Raw genomic sequence first — 14,573 nt, forward strand, 5'->3', positions numbered from 1 at the left:
CGCCCCCCGGGCCCCCCCCCCCGCGCCCGCCGGCGCGCGGGGGGGGGGGGGGCGCCGCCCCCCCCCCCCCCGGGGGGGCGCCCCCCCCCCCCCCCCCCCACCCCGGTTCAGGTCCCGCTGGTGTCACTCAGGGCTAGTTGCCCCAGGTGCCCTGGTTCACGGCGCAGTTCCAGCCGTTGCCGCGGACCTGGAACTTCACCTTGTAGCTGTTCTTGTTCAGCAGGCGGGTACGGACCTGCACGCCCAGCTTGGCCTTGCCCTTGAGCGTCTTGGTGTAGACAGTGACGCTCTTCGACGTCTTGTGGGTGACCTTGCCGCCCTTGGCGGTGGCCCGGCCGAAGCGGATGTTCTTGACGTTCGTGACGGTGAACTTCACCTTGCCGAACTTCTTGCTGCTCTTGTTCTTGATGCCGAAGTACAGGCCGTTGCCCGTCACCCAGCCGCCCGAACCGATGTAGAAGCGGGAGGTGTAGACGATGTCGATCGGGCAGCCGGAGCTGCGCGTGGCGGACGGCGCGGCGCTGCGCGGCTTGTCGGCCGACGCCGAGCGCTGGGTGGCGTCACCCGCCGCGGAGGCGGTGCCGGCGAGGCCCAGCTGGCTGACGGTGACAAGAGCGGCCGTGCCCAGAGCGGCGGCGGTGATGCGCGTGCGGTTCACTACGGTGAGTACCTCTCCCCCGTGGTCCCTCCCGGGACCGACTGACAGAACGATGCGGAACATTCACAGCGCGCCTTTACGTCGCCGTGACGCCCGTATTGTTATCACGCCTCCGGTCACACAAACGGCACAAGGTCGCCCCCGGGCCACAGCCGTGACAGAAGCAGGACATTCGCGAGGCAGCCGGAAGCGGTGATTCGCCGTCAGGGCCGCGGCGGCAGAACCCTCAGGGCCGCCGCGGGAGAGCCCTGAATCAGCCAGTCCGGTTGGTTCAGCGCAGGGCACCCACCGTCTCCGCGAGCTCCGCCGGGTCCGTGGTGGGGCGGTCGCACACGAAGCCGCGGCAGACGTACGCCGTCTCGCGGCCGTCCACGGCCGTCCGGTCGGCGAGCAGCGGCAGCTCCCCGTCGGCCGGGCCCGCGGCCACCGCGGCGCCGGGCGCCGTGCCGAGCAGCGCGACCCGGTGCATCGGCCCGTCCACCGCGCCGACCACGGCGACCTCGCGCGGCCCGTCGAGCGCGGCCTCGGCGACGGCGAGCCCGTGCCCGATGAACCGCGGCGCGCGCGGCGCGAGCGCCTTGACGACGCCGAGGGCCCGCTCGGCGGCGCGCCGGTGCGGCTCGGCGCCGGTGTGCGCGGCGTAGGTGAGCAGCGCGCCGGCGGCGGCGGTCCAGCCCGAGGGCGCGGCGTTGTCGGTGGGGTCCTGGGGGCGGCGGATGAGGCGTTCGCCGTCGGCCGCCGTGTCGTACAGGGCGCCCGTCTCGTCGTCGGTGAACTGCACCAGGACGTGGTCGAGGAGCAGGCCCGCGAACTCCAGCCAGACGCCTTCGCCGGTGACGGACGCGAGCGCGAGGAAGCCCTCGGCGACGTCGGCGTAGTCCTCAAGGACCCCGGCGTTGGCGCCCGCGCGGCCGTCCTTGGAGGTGCGGGTGAGGCGGGCGCGGTCGTCCATGTGGACGCGGACGAGCAGGTCGCCCGCGCCGACGGCGGCCGCCACCAGGTCGGGCCGGTCGAAGTAGGCGCCGGTCTCGGCGAGCGCGGCGACGGCGAGGCCGTTCCAGGCGGCGACGACCTTGTCGTCCCTGCCGGGCGCGGGCCGCCGGGCGCGGGCGGCGAGGAGCCGCTCGCGCAGGGACGCCACGCGCTCGGCGTCGGCGACCACGCCGTCGGCCTGCGGGAGTTGCAGCACGGAGGCGCCCTCCTCGAAGGTCCCCTCCTCGGTCACGCCGAAGTAGGCGGCGGCGAGGTCGGCGTCCTGCTCGCCGAGGACCTCCCGCAGCTGCTCGGGGGTCCAGACGTAGTACGCGCCCTCCGTGAGGCGGCCCGCGGCGTCCTCGCTGTCGGCGTCGAGGGCGGAGGCGAAGCCGCCCTCGGCGGTGCGCAGTTCGCGGACCATGAAGTCGGCCGTCTCCAGGGCGATCCTGCGGGCCAGCTCGGAGCCGGTGGCGCGCCACAGGTGGGCGTAGACGCGGCACAGCAGGGCGTTGTCGTACAGCATCTTCTCGAAGTGCGGCACGGTCCAGTGGCGGTCCACGGAGTAGCGGGCGAAGCCGCCGCCGAGCTGGTCGTAGATGCCGCCGCGCGCCATGCGCTCGCAGGTGTCGGCGGCCATCTGGAGGGCGCCCTCCGCGCCGGTGCGGGCGTGGTGGCGGAGCAGGAACTCCAGGACCATGGACGGCGGGAACTTGGGCGCGCCGCCGAAGCCGCCGTGGGTCGCGTCGTAGTCCCGGGTCAGGCCGAGCAGCGCCTTGGCGAGGTCCTCCTCGGCGGGGCGGCCGGCGTCGCCGAACGCGAGTTGACGCTCCGCCAGGTCCTTGACGATCTTCCCCGCGACCTCGTCGACCTCCGCGCGCCGGTCCTCCCACGCGCGCCGCACGCCGTCCAGGACCTGCCGGAACGACGGCATGCCGTGGCGCGGCTCGGGCGGGAAGTACGTACCGAAGTAGAAGGGCTCGGCGTCGGGCGTGAGGAAGACGGTCATGGGCCAGCCGCCGTGGCCGGTGGCGGCCTGCACGGCCTCCATGTAGACGGCGTCGACGTCGGGCCGCTCCTCGCGGTCGACCTTGACGTTCACGAAGTGCTCGTTCATGAGGGCGGCGGTGGTGCCGTCCTCGAACGACTCGTGCGCCATCACATGGCACCAGTGGCAACTGGAGTACCCGACGGAGAGCAGGACGGGGACGCCGCGCTCGCGGGCGGCGGCGAAGGCGTCGGCCGACCACGGCCACCAGTCGACGGGGTTCTCGGCGTGCTGGAGGAGGTAGGGGGACGTCTCGTGGGCCAGTCGGTTCGGCATGGGTCCATCCTCGCGCACCGAGCGCCCGAGGGCGGGGTTCCCCGGCGCGCCCCGGGGGCCGGTCGGCGTGCCGCGCCCGCGGCGGCGGGTCGCGCGCCCCCGCGGCGGAGCCGTGGACCGGGGTGGTTCCCCGCCCTCGGGGTGATCCCGTACGGGAGCCTCGCTTCCGCCGGGCGTTCGCAGGACACTGACACGTACATGTAGAGGCGGGCTGAGGGGGAACCACATGCGGGACAGCCATCGGGCCGAGGCCGAGCGGCTGTTGGCACGGGCGGTCGAGGAGGAGGTCCGCCGCACCGGCGGGCGCACCGACGGGAGCGTGCTGCTCACGCGGGCGCGGGCCGCCCTGGACGCCATGGAGCAGACGGCGGCGGAGGAGTACGAGGCGTACACCCGGGCCCTGGACGAGGCGGCGGCCGGACAGCTCTCGTTCGGCCGCCGGTACGCGCAGGAGGCGGCGGGGACACCGCTGCTCGTGGTGGCCGTCGCCGCCGTGGCCGCGGCGGTGGCCGACCTCGCGCTCGGCACGGGCGGCGGCACCGCGCTCGCCGCGGGCGGGGCCGTCGCGGTGGCGGGGGTCGCCGCGACCGTGGCGAAGGTGACGGCCTCCCACCTCCCGGCGGCGCAGCGGCACGCGGGCACAGTGCACCAGCCCGGCGGGCCCGAGCAGCTCCGGCTGCAGTGGCTGACGGCCCTGGAGGTGCGGGGCATCCGGCCGTTCCTGGACCAGCAGCGGGTCCTCACCGCGGCGACCGCGGGCGGCGTCGGCGGGCGCCCCGGCCGGCCGAAGTCGGCGCCGCAGCTCCGCGGCGCCGACAAGAGCGGGGCCGCGCGGCGGCGGAGCGTCCTGGAGCAGTCCTTCGCGCAACTGCCCGAGGCGGGCGCCGGGTTCGCCGGGCGGCGCGCCGAGCTCGCGCAGATCGCGCAGTGGGTGCACGCGGCCCGGGCCAGCACCCAGACCAGGCCCACCGTGGTGGTGCTGCACGGCGCGCCGGGCGCGGGCCGCAGCTCGCTGGCGGTGCGGGCCGCGCACGACTTGCGGGACCAGTTCCGGGGCGCGTGCGTGGTGGACCTGCGCGGGGAGAGCCCGGACACCCCGCCGCTGTCCACGCGCGACGCGCTGCTGCACCTCCTGAACCGCCTGGGAGCCCCGCGCGAGCAGCTCCTGTTCCGCGAGCGCTCCACCCAGGCGCAGCAGGTCAAGCGGCTCGCCGACCTCTACCACCAGTACCTCACGGGCCTGGAGGTCGTCATCGTCCTCGACGACGCCGGCGACCCGGAGCAGGTGCGCACCCTGGTGCCCGAGCGCTCCGACAGCCTGCTGCTCGTCACCGCCCGCGAACCCCTCGACCTGCCCGCGGACCTGCCCGCGCGGGTGCACCGGCTGCCGGTGGACGCGCTGGACGACGCGGGCGCCGAGCAGCTCCTGCGCGAGGTGGCGCAGGACCTGCCGGAGCCGTACGACGCCCAGTCCCTGGGGCGGCTGCGGGAGCTGTGCGGGGGCCTGCCGCTGGCCCTGCGCGTCGCGGGCTCCTCGCTGGGGCCGCGCACGCCCGAGGCGCTCGTCGCCGACCTGGAGGCGTACGGGCCCGTCGAAGCGGTCGAGCGCACCCTGTGGCTGCGCTACCGCGACCAGCCCGAGCCCGCGCGCCGGCTGCTGCGGCGGCTCGCGCTCGCCGGGCGGGCCTCGCTCGGCACCGCCGCCGCGGCCGCGCTGCTCGGCGCCGACGAGCAGGAGGCGGGGCGGCAGCTGGCGGCGCTGTCCCGCGCGGGCCTCATCGACCAGGTGCGCGGCGGCCGCTACCGGCTGCACGACGTCGTCCGCGCCTTCGCCCGGGGACGGCTCGCCGACGAGGAGGAGCCGGCCGAGCGCGGCGCCGCGCAGGAACGTCTCATCGTCAGCTACGGGGAGCTGGCCGACTCGGTGATCCGCCTCGTCGACGGCAAGACCTCCACCCGCGCCGAGTACTTCGGGCAGCACGGCTTCTCCTCCCTGGACGCGGCGCTGCGCTGGCTCGACGACGAGTCCGGCTCCCTCACCGCGGCCCTGCGGCACACCGAGGGCGTCGAGCCGCGGGCCGTGCTCGGGCTGCTCGGCGCGCTGTGCGACTACTGCCTGCTGCGCGGCGACCTCTACCGCCTGGGCGAGATCAGCGAGCTGGCGCAGACCGTCGACCAGAGCCAGTTCGGCCGGAGCGTGCGGTGGCGCACCGGCATCGCGGCCCGCCACCTGGGCGAGCTGGACCAGGCCCGCTCCACCCTCGCCACCGTGGTGGACCAGTACTTCGAAGCCCACCAGGACGCGGGGGCGGCCCGCGCGCTGGGCTCCCTCGGCATCACGCTGCACCACCAGGGCAACCTCTCCGAGGCCGCGGCCCGGCTGCGCGAGGCCCTGGACCTCCAGGTCGCCGACGAGCTGGCGGGCGACCGGGCCTGGACCCTGCACGCGCTCGCCGCCGTGGAACGCGACCGGTCCCGCCTCGGCGAGGCCCAGGAGATGCTGCGCACGGCCCTGGACCTGCACCGCGACAGCGGGTCCGTGCACGGCGAGGCCTGGACGCACTTCCAGCTGGGCCAGGTGTGCCTGCGCATGGGCGACGTACCGCGCGCGGAGACCGAGCTGCGCGAGGCCCTCGGCCTGTACGGGCGTACGCAGGACGCGCGCGGCGAGGCGTGGGCGCTCACCCAGCTCGCCCGCGCCCGGCTGGTCGCCGGGGACCCGGTGCCGGCGGCCGACGGCCTGCGGCAGGCGGTCTCCCGCCACCGCGACAACGACGACGCGCGCGGCGAGGCCTGGACGCTGTACTACCTGGGGCAGGCCCTGGAGGAGACCGGCGACCTGGACGAGGCGGTACGGGACCTGGAGCGGGCCCGCACGATGTTCTCGCGCATGCGGGACGTCTACGGCCTGGCCTGCGCCCGCCACCACTCGGCGCGCGTCACCCGCGACCAGCGCGCCGCCCGCACGGGCTCGCTGCGCAACTCCGGCTTCGCCCGGCAGCTCCTGGTCGACGCCCGCGCCGACTTCCAGCGGATCGGGGTCGCGCACGGCGAGGGCTGGACGTGCCTGGAGCTGGCCGTGGTCGACGCGGGCAACGCCCGGACGCAGGCGGCGCTGTCCCTGTGCGACGAGGCGATCACCCTCTTCGCCTCCTACGGCGACCGCCGCGGCGGCGACTGGGCCCACTTCCTGCGCGCCACGCTGCTGCCGTACGCGTCCCCCGGCGGCTGGGACGTCGGCGTCGCCGTCGCCCAGGAGGAACTGGCCCAGCTCGCCCGCACGGGCCACCCCCTGCGGGACGACAAGCTGGACGGCTACCTGGACGCCTACAGCCTGTTCCTGGACCGCAAGGCGGAACTGGAGGCGGGCTGGCAGGGCTGGCGCCTCGGCATGACCCCGGACCGGCACGCCAGGGAGATCATGGGGGTGGTGGTGGGTTCGGCTTAGCGGGGGCCCGGGCGAGGACCGGCGAGTTAGATATTCCCTTTTCAGAGGGATTGATAGCGCTATGGATAGCTCTCGTCCGCCCGGAGTTCTCTCCCAGCGCTTTCCCCCCGAAACGCGCACTGTGCCGCTGGCCCGGCGGTTCGTGCGGTCGGCGTTGCGCGGTGCCGCGCCGGAGGTGGTGGACACCGCCGAGCTGCTGGCCAGTGAGCTGGTGACCAACGCGGTGCTGCACGCGGGTACCGAGGTGGAGGTGCGGGTCTGGTCGTACGGGGGCCACGTGCGGGTACGAGTCGGCGACGGCCGGCCGGACCGCCCGCTCGTGCCGCGGGAGTCCAGGCCGTACGCCGGTACCGGGCGGGGCCTGGCCGTGGTCGAGGAGCTGGCTTCCAGCCATGGGGCCCACATCGGGGAGGGCCGCAAGACGGCCTGGTTCGAGCTGTGGCCCGAGGCCCCGGTGCCGCCGGCGTCCGGGTGGGAGTCCGTGCCGGTGCGCGGGCGAACCGCGACCGTGACCCTGATCGACCTGCCCTCCATCGTGTTCCGCGCGGCCCAGCAGCACGGTGCCGAGATGCTGCGCGAGCTGCTCCTGACCGAGCGCGTCGAGGAGCGTGCCGGGGTGTCGGGCCCCGAGCTGCTGGTCGCCAAGGACGTGGCCAACGTGATCAACGCATCCATGACGCCCGCGCTGGAGGAGGCGGTCAGCGGCGGCTCCACGGTGACCCTGGACATCGCGTTCCCCTTGGACGCCGCGCCGGCCGTGGACACGCTGCGGCACGTGCTGGAACAAGGCGACGAGGCGGCGCAGCTGGGATCCCTGCTCACCCTGCCGGCTCCGCCGCACACGCGGAGCCACTACCAGTGGGTGCTCGGCCAACTGGTCACCCAGCTCTCCGGAGGCCCGCCCACCGCGTGGACGCTGCTGCCCGGCGCGCCGGACGCGACCTCCGTCGAACTGGCGCCGTGGGACGCCGGCGACGTGGAGGACAGCAGTGTCCCGACCGCCGCGGCCGACGACGACGGCCGGATCATCGCGGCGAACGCCGCTCTGGCCGAGCTGCTGGGCTGGCAGACCGACGAGCTGATCGGCCGGCCGTTGACCGTACTGATCCCCGAACACCTGCGCGAGCGCCACCGTGCCGGGTTCACCGCGCTCCGGCTGACCGGCCGGTCCCGCCTCATGGGCCGGTCCATCCCCCTGCCGGCGTTGCACCACGACGGCACCCTGGTCCCCGTACGTCTGCACGTCCAGAGCCAGGAGGCGGTGGACGGCCGCACGGTGCGGGTCGGCCAGTTCATGCCCAGAGCGGTGGCTCCCGGGGAGGACAGGCCGGTGTCACGCCCCGATCCCGGGCCCTCGGTGCGGCTGCACACCGGCGCGGCGGCGGCGCCGCGGGCCGGCGGTGAGAAGGCGGCACGGGCCTGGGAGCGGTTGAGCCTGCTGGCCGACACCACCGGCGCGCTGTCGAGCACCCTCGACCTGTGCGAGGGACTGCGCCGCGTGTGCCACGTCCTCACCCGGCAGATGGCCGACTGGTGCGTGGTCGACCTGCTCGACGAGCACGGGGACGCCGAACGGGTCTGCGTCGTCCACCGCGAGCCCCAGGCGCTGAGCGTCGGGGTGGACCTCGGCAGGCTGCCCCCGGTGTCCGAGAACGCGCGAGGGCCGCTGGCCCGGGTGCTGAACGGCGCGGGGCCCTTGCTGATCACCGACATCCCCGCACCGGACCAGGCGGAGAGCGCCCTGGACGCCCGGCAACTGGAGCTGTTCGAGCTGCTGGACGCCACCAGCACGATCATGGCCCCGCTACGGGCCCACCGCGAGGTGCTGGGCGCCCTGATCGTCGTACGCACCGGCCACGACGACCCCTTCACCGAACAGGACGCGCTCCTCGTCGCCGACCTCGTCAAAGGCATCTCACTGAGTGTCGACAACGCCCGTCTGCACCAGCACACGCGCACCGCGGCCGAGCGCCTTCAGCGCTCCCTGCTGCCCCGCCTCCCGCACATCCCGTCCATGGAGATCACCGCCCGCTACGCCCCGTCCAGCACCACCGCCCAGGTCGGCGGCGACTGGTTCGACGCCTTCACCCTGCCCGACGGCGGCACGGCACTGGTCATCGGAGACGTGTCCGGGCACGACCTGAACGCCGCCGTGACGATGAGCCAACTACGCAACATGCTCCGCGGCATCGCCGTCGACTGCCAGGACCGGCCCGCGGAGGTACTGCGCCGCCTCGACCTCGCGACCCTCACCTTCTACCCGCACTCCACCGCGACCTGCGCCTACGCCGTCGTCAAGGGCCCCCGCGACGGCCCGTGGGAAGTGCACCACTCCTCCGCCGGACACCTCCCCCTGCTGCTGACCTGCCCCAACGGCGACACCCGTTACCTGGACACCGCCTCCGGTCTCCTCATCGGCGTGGACAGCACCCTGCCCCGGCCCACCGCCCGCGACCCGCTGCCGGCCCGCTCCACCCTGCTCATGTTCACCGACGGCCTGATCGAACGCCCGGGAGAGTCCCTCACCGACGCCATGGCCCGCCTGCGCCGGCACACCGCCGCCCTCGCCCAGGCACCCCTCGACGTCTTCTGCGACGAACTGATCCTCGGGCTCGGCGCCGGCAGCACCGACGACATCGCCCTCCTGGCCCTGCGCCCCACCCCACCAGGCCCATGACCGGCGCCGACGTCCGCTGCGGACAGGCGCGTCCACCGGAGCGGCCCGCGGGCCGCCGCGCTCGGCCCCCGCCCAGCGCCGGTGCGCATGACGTACGCCTGGGCGCCCGGGCCGAGGGTCCGTCGTGTGCCGGGGTCAGGCGGCGGTGACGACGTCCGCGCGGACGGCGGCGGCCCACTCCGTCAGAAGCCGCTCGTACGCGGCTCGTCGGTCGTCGGTCAGGCCGACGCGGGGGTCGTACCAGAGGGCGCGGATGTCCTCGTTCACCACCGCGGCGGGGCGGGCAGCAGCCTGAGGAAGGGCATCGGGGGACATGCCTGCCAGCGTAGGCGGTGGCACTGACAGTCCGCCACGGCGCCGATGCCGACTGGCCGATTCACCATCCGGTCACGATGGCGGTGAGCGCTCCGTCCGTGTCCGCCAGCCCGTCGAGCACTGTGTCAGCACCGGCTTCGCGCAGCTCATCCGCCGACGTGCGTCCCGTGGCGACGGCGACGACCCGGACGCCGGCTTCCAGCCCGCCCGCGACGTCCGCAGGGGTGTCCCCCAGGAACACGGCGTCCTCACGTCGGGTGGAGGAACGCTCCAGGGCCACGCGCAGCAGCTCGGGGCGCTCTTCTCCGTCCTCGCCGTACGCTCCGTCGTCCAGACGCAGGTGGTCATCGAGGCCGAAGACGGTGAGCTTCACCTCGGCGGCGCCGCGGACGTTGCCCGTCACCACGGTCTGCCGCAGGCCCTGCTCGGCGAGGCGGGCCAGGACGGCGGCGGCTCCGGGCAGCGCGTGCCCGCGCTCGCGCAGCTCGGCGGCCCGTCGGACGTGCACGGCTCCGAGGGCGTGGGCGAAGGACTCGAACAGCTCATCGCTGTAGGGCAGTTGATGCAGGCGCGCGGTCTCCCGCAGGATGACGCGCTCGGTCGAACCGGTGACGGACGCCTGCTCACGCGGCTCAACCCCGGTCACCTCGTGGAAGGCCTGGGCCCACAGCTCACGCCCCAGGCCCCTGGTGGCCATCAGCGTATGGTCGATGTCCCACAGCACAAGCTTCGTCACGGCGCCCCCTGTCTCGACAGTTTCCCGTGTCCCCGCGTTGCGGGCACCTTACGCTCAGGCAGTGAGCGAGGAGTGAACAGCATGGTCGCGGCGGACCTTCCCATCGGAGACCGGATCAGGCACTACCGCGGCGGGCGCCGCCAGGACGCGGTCGCCGGGCTGGTCGGCATCTCACCGGACTACCTCTCGCAGATCGAGCGCGGCCTCAAGGTGCCCTCGCTGCCGATCCTGTACGCCCTCGCTCAGGAACTCGGCGTCCCCGCCTCGGCTCTGCTGTCGGAGCAACCGCCGCCCGAGGACGCGACGAGCGACGGCCCCGACACCGCTGTGGGGCGCGCGCTCCTCGGCCACGGCCCCGCCCGCAGCGACAGGCCCGTAGCGGCGGGCGTGCTGAGAGACCGGGTGGAGAGCGCGTGGCACAGCTGGCAGACCAGCGGCAAGCGGTTCACCACGGCGGCCGCCACCCTGCCGGACCTGGTGGCAGACGTGGAGCACGCCCTTCGCGCAGCGCGCGCCAGCAGCGACGCCGCCCACCGCCGCGCGGTCCTGCGTACCGCCGCTGACCTGTACTGCCTGCTCCGCTCCTACCTACGCCGCATCGGCCGGGCGGACCTCGCCACCCTCGCGGCCGACCGGGCGATGCGCGCCGCCGAGGATGCGGGCGATCCACTGCGCGTCGCGACGGCACAGTGGAACCTCGGGCACGCGCTCCTGGCCGCGAACCAGCCCGCTCAGGCGGAGGAGTTGGCGCTGCGCGCGGCCGAGCAGGTCGCCGCCGCTCAGATGCCGGAGGTGGAGCGCACGGCGATGGGGGGCGCGCTCCAGTTGGTGGCCGTGCTCGGGGCGGCCCGTCGGCGCCGCTGGTGGGAGGCGCGCGAGCGGCTGGTCCAGCACGCGGCGCCCGCGGCGCGCGAGGTGCCCGACGGCAGCAACATCGGCTGGACGGTGTTCGGGCCGACCAACATCGCCCTGCACGCCGTGTCCATCGAGATGGAGGCCGGTGAGACCGGCGAGGCCCTGAACACGGCGGACGCCATCGACACCGCTGGGCTGCCCTCGGTGGAGCGGGAGTTCACGTTCGGCCTGGAGGTGGCGGCCTGTCACAGCCAGCGGCGGGACGACGCCGCCGTACTCCTCGCTCTCCTCGGCCTGGAAGCCATCGCCCCGGAAGACCTCGCGCGGACGCCTCTGGCGCGGCAACTGGTACTGACGGTGATTCGCCGGGCCCGAGCGATGCACGCACGGCAGGCTGAGCAGCTTGCCGTACGGATGGGCCTCGTGTAGCTGGCGAGCCTGTAGCTCACCCGAGCTGACAGTCCGGGTGAGCACGGGGAGACTGCCTACGGTCGCGATGTGACCCCGCTCACCGCGACTGTGAAGGCGCCCCTGATGACCGTCCGCCACAACCACACCCCGCCCGCCCCCAGGCCCGCGCCCGTCGAGGAGCGCCTGCGTGCCTGGGCCACCGAGGGCCGCGACCGGATCGCGGTGACCATGCTCGTCCAGGAGCACGCGCTGCTCGCCCGCCCGGCCGTGCGGCGCGTCCTCGTCGCGCGGACCGACGACGGTGTCCGTGCGGACTGGACGCACCTGTCGCTGCGCCTGCCGGACCTGGAGCTGGACGACGCCGAGCACGCCTTCCTGGAGGTCGTGCTCGCCATCGCGCTCGGGCGGCAGGTCCTCCTCGACCGCGTCCTGCCGCTCGGCGAGCGCCGCCTGGCCGTCGTGCTGCGGGCGCTGGCCGCGTGGGCCGGGGTGGACACCATCGCAGTAGGGACACGCTCATGACCACCACGCCGCAGCTCGACGAACTCCTAGCGCTCGCCCTCGGGGCCACCGCGACGCTGCCTCCGCCCGAGGAGACCGCCGAGGTGCACCGGCGGCTCGTCGCCGAGATCCGGCTCCGTCTGCCGGGGGCCGAGCGGGCTGCCGCCGCGGCGCCGGTCCGCAGCCGGGAGTGGTACCGGCACCACCAGGCCATGGACGCGGCCCGCGACGCCCTGGAGGTGATGGGCGGGGAGCCGGACCTTCGTGTAGGGCCGATGACCGCGGCGATCCGCTTGGCGGAACTCGCCCGGCGGCTGCGGGAGCTGTCCGCGTACCCGGTCGACGGCGAGGCGCGGTCGTGAGCGCGGGCGCGGGCGCGGGCGCGGGCGCGGGCGCGCCGTTGTGCTGGCGCTGCGGTCAGCCGATCCGGCCGGGCGAGCAGGTCGACTCCTGCGCGAAGGACTCGCTGTCAGGCGCCGGGGCTCGCGTGGTGTGGCATGCGCGGCTGTGCCCGCGCGATCCGCCCGGTGGACGGGGTCCGCGAGCGGGACGTCGCACGCGCCAGTGAGGAGCCGGGGGACGAGGTCGGCGCGCGCCGCCCGCGCCAGCGTCAGCGCCAGCGGCGGCCCGCCCGTCCGTCGCGGGCGCCCCTCGTCAACGGGTCGGCCACCTGGAGGCTCCCCACGATCGGGCTCCTCCCCCAGACGCCTGATCCCCGTACGAGAACGGCCCCCGCGCAGCTCGATCGCGGGGGCCGTTTCCGTGCGGCATGGCGGGTGCGCTCGCACTGCACAGGGGAGACGAGGGGGGTGGTCACGCCGAGCGGGGGCTCGGGCGGCCTCCAGAGGTCGCTACTGCTCCCCGGTCTTGCTCTTCGGCTCCTCCGGCGTGTCAGCCCCCGCGGACGCGCCGTCGGCGCTGACGGAGGCGCCGACCTGCTCCTCCGGCGTCTCCTTGAAGTCGACCTTGCTCATGTGCCGGTTCATCGACTTCATCAGCCGCCACACGGCCAGCGCCATCACCGCGAAAACGATGAAGCCGAGGACCCCGGGGGTCACCTTGTTCTCGTCCACCTCCTTGGCGAGGGGGACGAGGTGCGTCATTGCCAGGCTTGCGCTCATATCAGGCATTGTCGCGGATGCCCGCGAAGAGGTCGTCCTCGGGGAGGGACGTATCGACGAGAGACTTCGCCAGCTCGTACTCCTCCGTGGGCCAGACCTCCTTCTGGACCTCCATCGGAACCCGGAACCAGCCGCCGTCGGGGTCGATCTGCGTGGCGTGCGCGATCAGCGCCTTGTCGCGGATCTCGAAGAACTCCGCGCAGGGCACGTACGTGGTGAGGGTGCGCTCCACGCGCTCGAACTCGTCCCAGCGCTTGAGCCACTCCCCGTAGGGCGACTCCAGGCCCCGGTCGAGCATCGCCTGGTGCAGCGCCTCGGTGCGGGGGCGGTTGAAGCCCTGGTTGTAGTAGAGCTTCTGCGGCTGGAAGACCGGGCCGAACTCGGCCTCCGGGTACTTCTCGGCATCGGCCGCGCCGTCGAAGGCCACCATCGTGATCTTGTGGGTCATGATGTGGTCCGGGTGCGGGTACCCGCCGTTCTCGTCGTACGTGGTGACGACCTGCGGCCGGAACGAGCGGATCTGCTTGACCAGCTCACCCGCCGCCGTGTCCACGTCCTCCAGGGCGAAGCAGCCCTCGGGCAGCGGGGGCAGCGGGTCGCCCTCGGGCAGGCCCGAGTCCACGAAGCCCAGCCACTCCTGCTTGACGCCGAGGATCTCGCGCGCCTCGTCCATCTCCTTCTTGCGGACCTCGTGAATGTGCTCCTGAATGTACGCGTCACCCTGAAGCTTGGGGTTGAGGATGTCGCCGCGCTCCCCGCCGGTGCAGGTCACGACGAGCACGTCCACCCCTTCGGACACGTACTTGGCCATCGTGGCCGCGCCCTTGCTCGACTCGTCGTCGGGGTGGGCGTGAACGGCCATCAGTCGCAGCTGCTCAGTCAAGACTCGATCCTCAGTGAATAGGGCGCCCTCGGTCATCCACTGCAATGGGCGGCTTCTATAGTGACGGAACCGGGGGGCGGAAAATTCCGGCATCCCCTGTCCCGTGTCCAGTGGAGGACGATCATGACCGCGGTCAGCGGCCGTGACACCAGCGGCTCCGCCGCCCGGCCCCCGGAGGGCCGCTACGGCCGTACCCGTACCGCCGACGAGCGCGCCGACCGCAGGCTCAAGGTCGTGGGCGCGGTGCTCGGCGTCGTGGTGCTCGGCGTCGTCGGCTGGTTCGGCTACGACTCCATCGCCGGGACGAAGATCAGCGCCGAGGTCATCACCTTCGACGACGTCTCCGCGAAGGCCGTCGAGGTCCACCTGGAAGTGCGCAAGGACGCGGACGCGAACGGCTATTGCACCGTGCGTGCCCAGGCCGAGAGCGGCGCCGAGGTGGGCCGCGCGGACTTCCGCTTCGACCAGGACAAGGACCGGATCGACGAGGTCGTCACGCTCCGTACGACGGAGCGCGCCACCAGCGCCTCGCTCGTCGGCTGCCACGCGGACTGACCGCCGCTCCGGGGGCCGCCGAAGCCTCCTCGGACCCGCCGCTCCGGGGGCCGCCCAGCCTCCTCGGACTTGCCGCTCCGGGGGGCCGCCCAGCCTCCTCGGACCTGCCGCTCCGGG

General features: G+C 74.1%; 12 protein-coding genes. 6 read left to right on the forward strand and 6 right to left on the reverse strand.

The window, feature by feature from the left end; all coding sequences use genetic code 11:
* Positions 1-133: 133 nt before the first annotated feature.
* Complete coding sequence (locus QK440_RS10780) at positions 134-658, reverse strand: hypothetical protein (RefSeq protein WP_282792810.1); 525 nt, start codon at positions 656-658, stop codon at positions 134-136.
* Positions 659-929: 271 nt separating this feature from the next.
* Entirely contained in the window at positions 930-2,954 is a 2,025-nt protein-coding gene (locus QK440_RS10785; RefSeq protein WP_282792811.1) for a thioredoxin domain-containing protein, read from the reverse strand.
* 226 nt (positions 2,955-3,180) lie between these two features.
* Between QK440_RS10785 and QK440_RS10790 the strand changes: the two genes are divergently transcribed.
* Positions 3,181-6,402, forward strand: a complete 3,222-nt coding sequence (locus QK440_RS10790; protein ID WP_282792812.1) for a tetratricopeptide repeat protein — start codon at positions 3,181-3,183, stop codon at positions 6,400-6,402.
* Between the two features lie 61 nt (positions 6,403-6,463).
* The gene (locus tag QK440_RS10795) at positions 6,464-9,079 is read left to right on the forward strand and encodes a SpoIIE family protein phosphatase (RefSeq protein WP_282792813.1); all 2,616 of its coding nucleotides are present in this window, start codon (positions 6,464-6,466) and stop codon (positions 9,077-9,079) included.
* Between the two features lie 135 nt (positions 9,080-9,214).
* Here the strand turns inward: QK440_RS10795 and QK440_RS10800 are convergent, their stop codons facing one another.
* Positions 9,215-9,394 (reverse strand): hypothetical protein, encoded by a 180-nt coding sequence (locus QK440_RS10800; RefSeq protein ID WP_282792814.1) that lies wholly within the window; start codon positions 9,392-9,394, stop codon positions 9,215-9,217.
* 61 nt (positions 9,395-9,455) lie between these two features.
* Positions 9,456-10,130: an HAD family hydrolase gene (locus tag QK440_RS10805; RefSeq protein ID WP_282792815.1), complete on the reverse strand. Its 675-nt coding sequence runs from the start codon at positions 10,128-10,130 to the stop codon at positions 9,456-9,458.
* Between the two features lie 81 nt (positions 10,131-10,211).
* Here QK440_RS10805 and QK440_RS10810 point away from each other — a divergent pair, with 81 nt between their 5' ends.
* The 3 genes from QK440_RS10810 to QK440_RS10820 all read left to right on the forward strand — a co-directional run bounded on the left by QK440_RS10810 (position 10,212) and on the right by QK440_RS10820 (position 12,259).
* Entirely contained in the window at positions 10,212-11,414 is a 1,203-nt protein-coding gene (locus QK440_RS10810; RefSeq protein WP_282792816.1) for a transcriptional regulator, read from the forward strand.
* Positions 11,415-11,483: 69 nt separating this feature from the next.
* Complete coding sequence (locus tag QK440_RS10815) at positions 11,484-11,918, forward strand: hypothetical protein (protein WP_282792817.1); 435 nt, start codon at positions 11,484-11,486, stop codon at positions 11,916-11,918.
* The gene (locus QK440_RS10820; RefSeq protein WP_282792818.1) at positions 11,915-12,259 is read left to right on the forward strand and encodes a DUF6415 family natural product biosynthesis protein; all 345 of its coding nucleotides are present in this window, start codon (positions 11,915-11,917) and stop codon (positions 12,257-12,259) included. The genes QK440_RS10815 and QK440_RS10820 overlap by 4 nt, the downstream gene beginning before the upstream one ends.
* Positions 12,260-12,748: 489 nt before the next feature.
* On the opposite strand, the gene QK440_RS10825 is transcribed toward QK440_RS10820, so the two are convergent.
* Both QK440_RS10825 and mca read right to left on the reverse strand, forming a co-directional pair.
* A complete protein-coding gene (locus QK440_RS10825; RefSeq protein WP_282792819.1) occupies positions 12,749-13,027 on the reverse strand; it encodes a hypothetical protein in 279 nt (92 codons plus the stop codon).
* Positions 13,020-13,901, reverse strand: a complete 882-nt coding sequence (mca, locus tag QK440_RS10830) for a mycothiol conjugate amidase Mca (RefSeq protein WP_282792820.1) — start codon at positions 13,899-13,901, stop codon at positions 13,020-13,022. Before mca ends, QK440_RS10825 begins: the two co-directional genes overlap by 8 nt.
* A 123-nt stretch (positions 13,902-14,024) precedes the next feature.
* On the opposite strand from mca, the gene QK440_RS10835 reads away from it, so the two are divergent.
* Complete coding sequence (locus tag QK440_RS10835; protein WP_282792821.1) at positions 14,025-14,456, forward strand: DUF4307 domain-containing protein; 432 nt, start codon at positions 14,025-14,027, stop codon at positions 14,454-14,456.
* Positions 14,457-14,573 lie beyond the last annotated feature (117 nt).

The sequence above is a fragment of the Streptomyces sp. CC224B genome (assembly GCF_030010595.1).
Taxonomy (GTDB): Bacteria; Actinomycetota; Actinomycetes; order Streptomycetales; family Streptomycetaceae; genus Streptomyces; species Streptomyces longispororuber.

Coding starts and splice junctions, on each gene's coding strand:
- QK440_RS10785 (WP_282792811.1), bottom strand. CDS start 2,954: ATGCCGAACCGACTGGCCCACGAGACGTCCCCCTACCTCCTCCAGCAC.
- QK440_RS10790 (WP_282792812.1), top strand. CDS start 3,181: ATGCGGGACAGCCATCGGGCCGAGGCCGAGCGGCTGTTGGCACGGGCG.
- QK440_RS10795 (WP_282792813.1), top strand. CDS start 6,464: ATGGATAGCTCTCGTCCGCCCGGAGTTCTCTCCCAGCGCTTTCCCCCC.
- QK440_RS10800 (WP_282792814.1), bottom strand. CDS start 9,394: ATGTCCCCCGATGCCCTTCCTCAGGCTGCTGCCCGCCCCGCCGCGGTG.
- QK440_RS10810 (WP_282792816.1), top strand. CDS start 10,212: ATGGTCGCGGCGGACCTTCCCATCGGAGACCGGATCAGGCACTACCGC.
- QK440_RS10820 (WP_282792818.1), top strand. CDS start 11,915: ATGACCACCACGCCGCAGCTCGACGAACTCCTAGCGCTCGCCCTCGGG.
- QK440_RS10825 (WP_282792819.1), bottom strand. CDS start 13,027: ATGCCTGATATGAGCGCAAGCCTGGCAATGACGCACCTCGTCCCCCTC.
- QK440_RS10835 (WP_282792821.1), top strand. CDS start 14,025: ATGACCGCGGTCAGCGGCCGTGACACCAGCGGCTCCGCCGCCCGGCCC.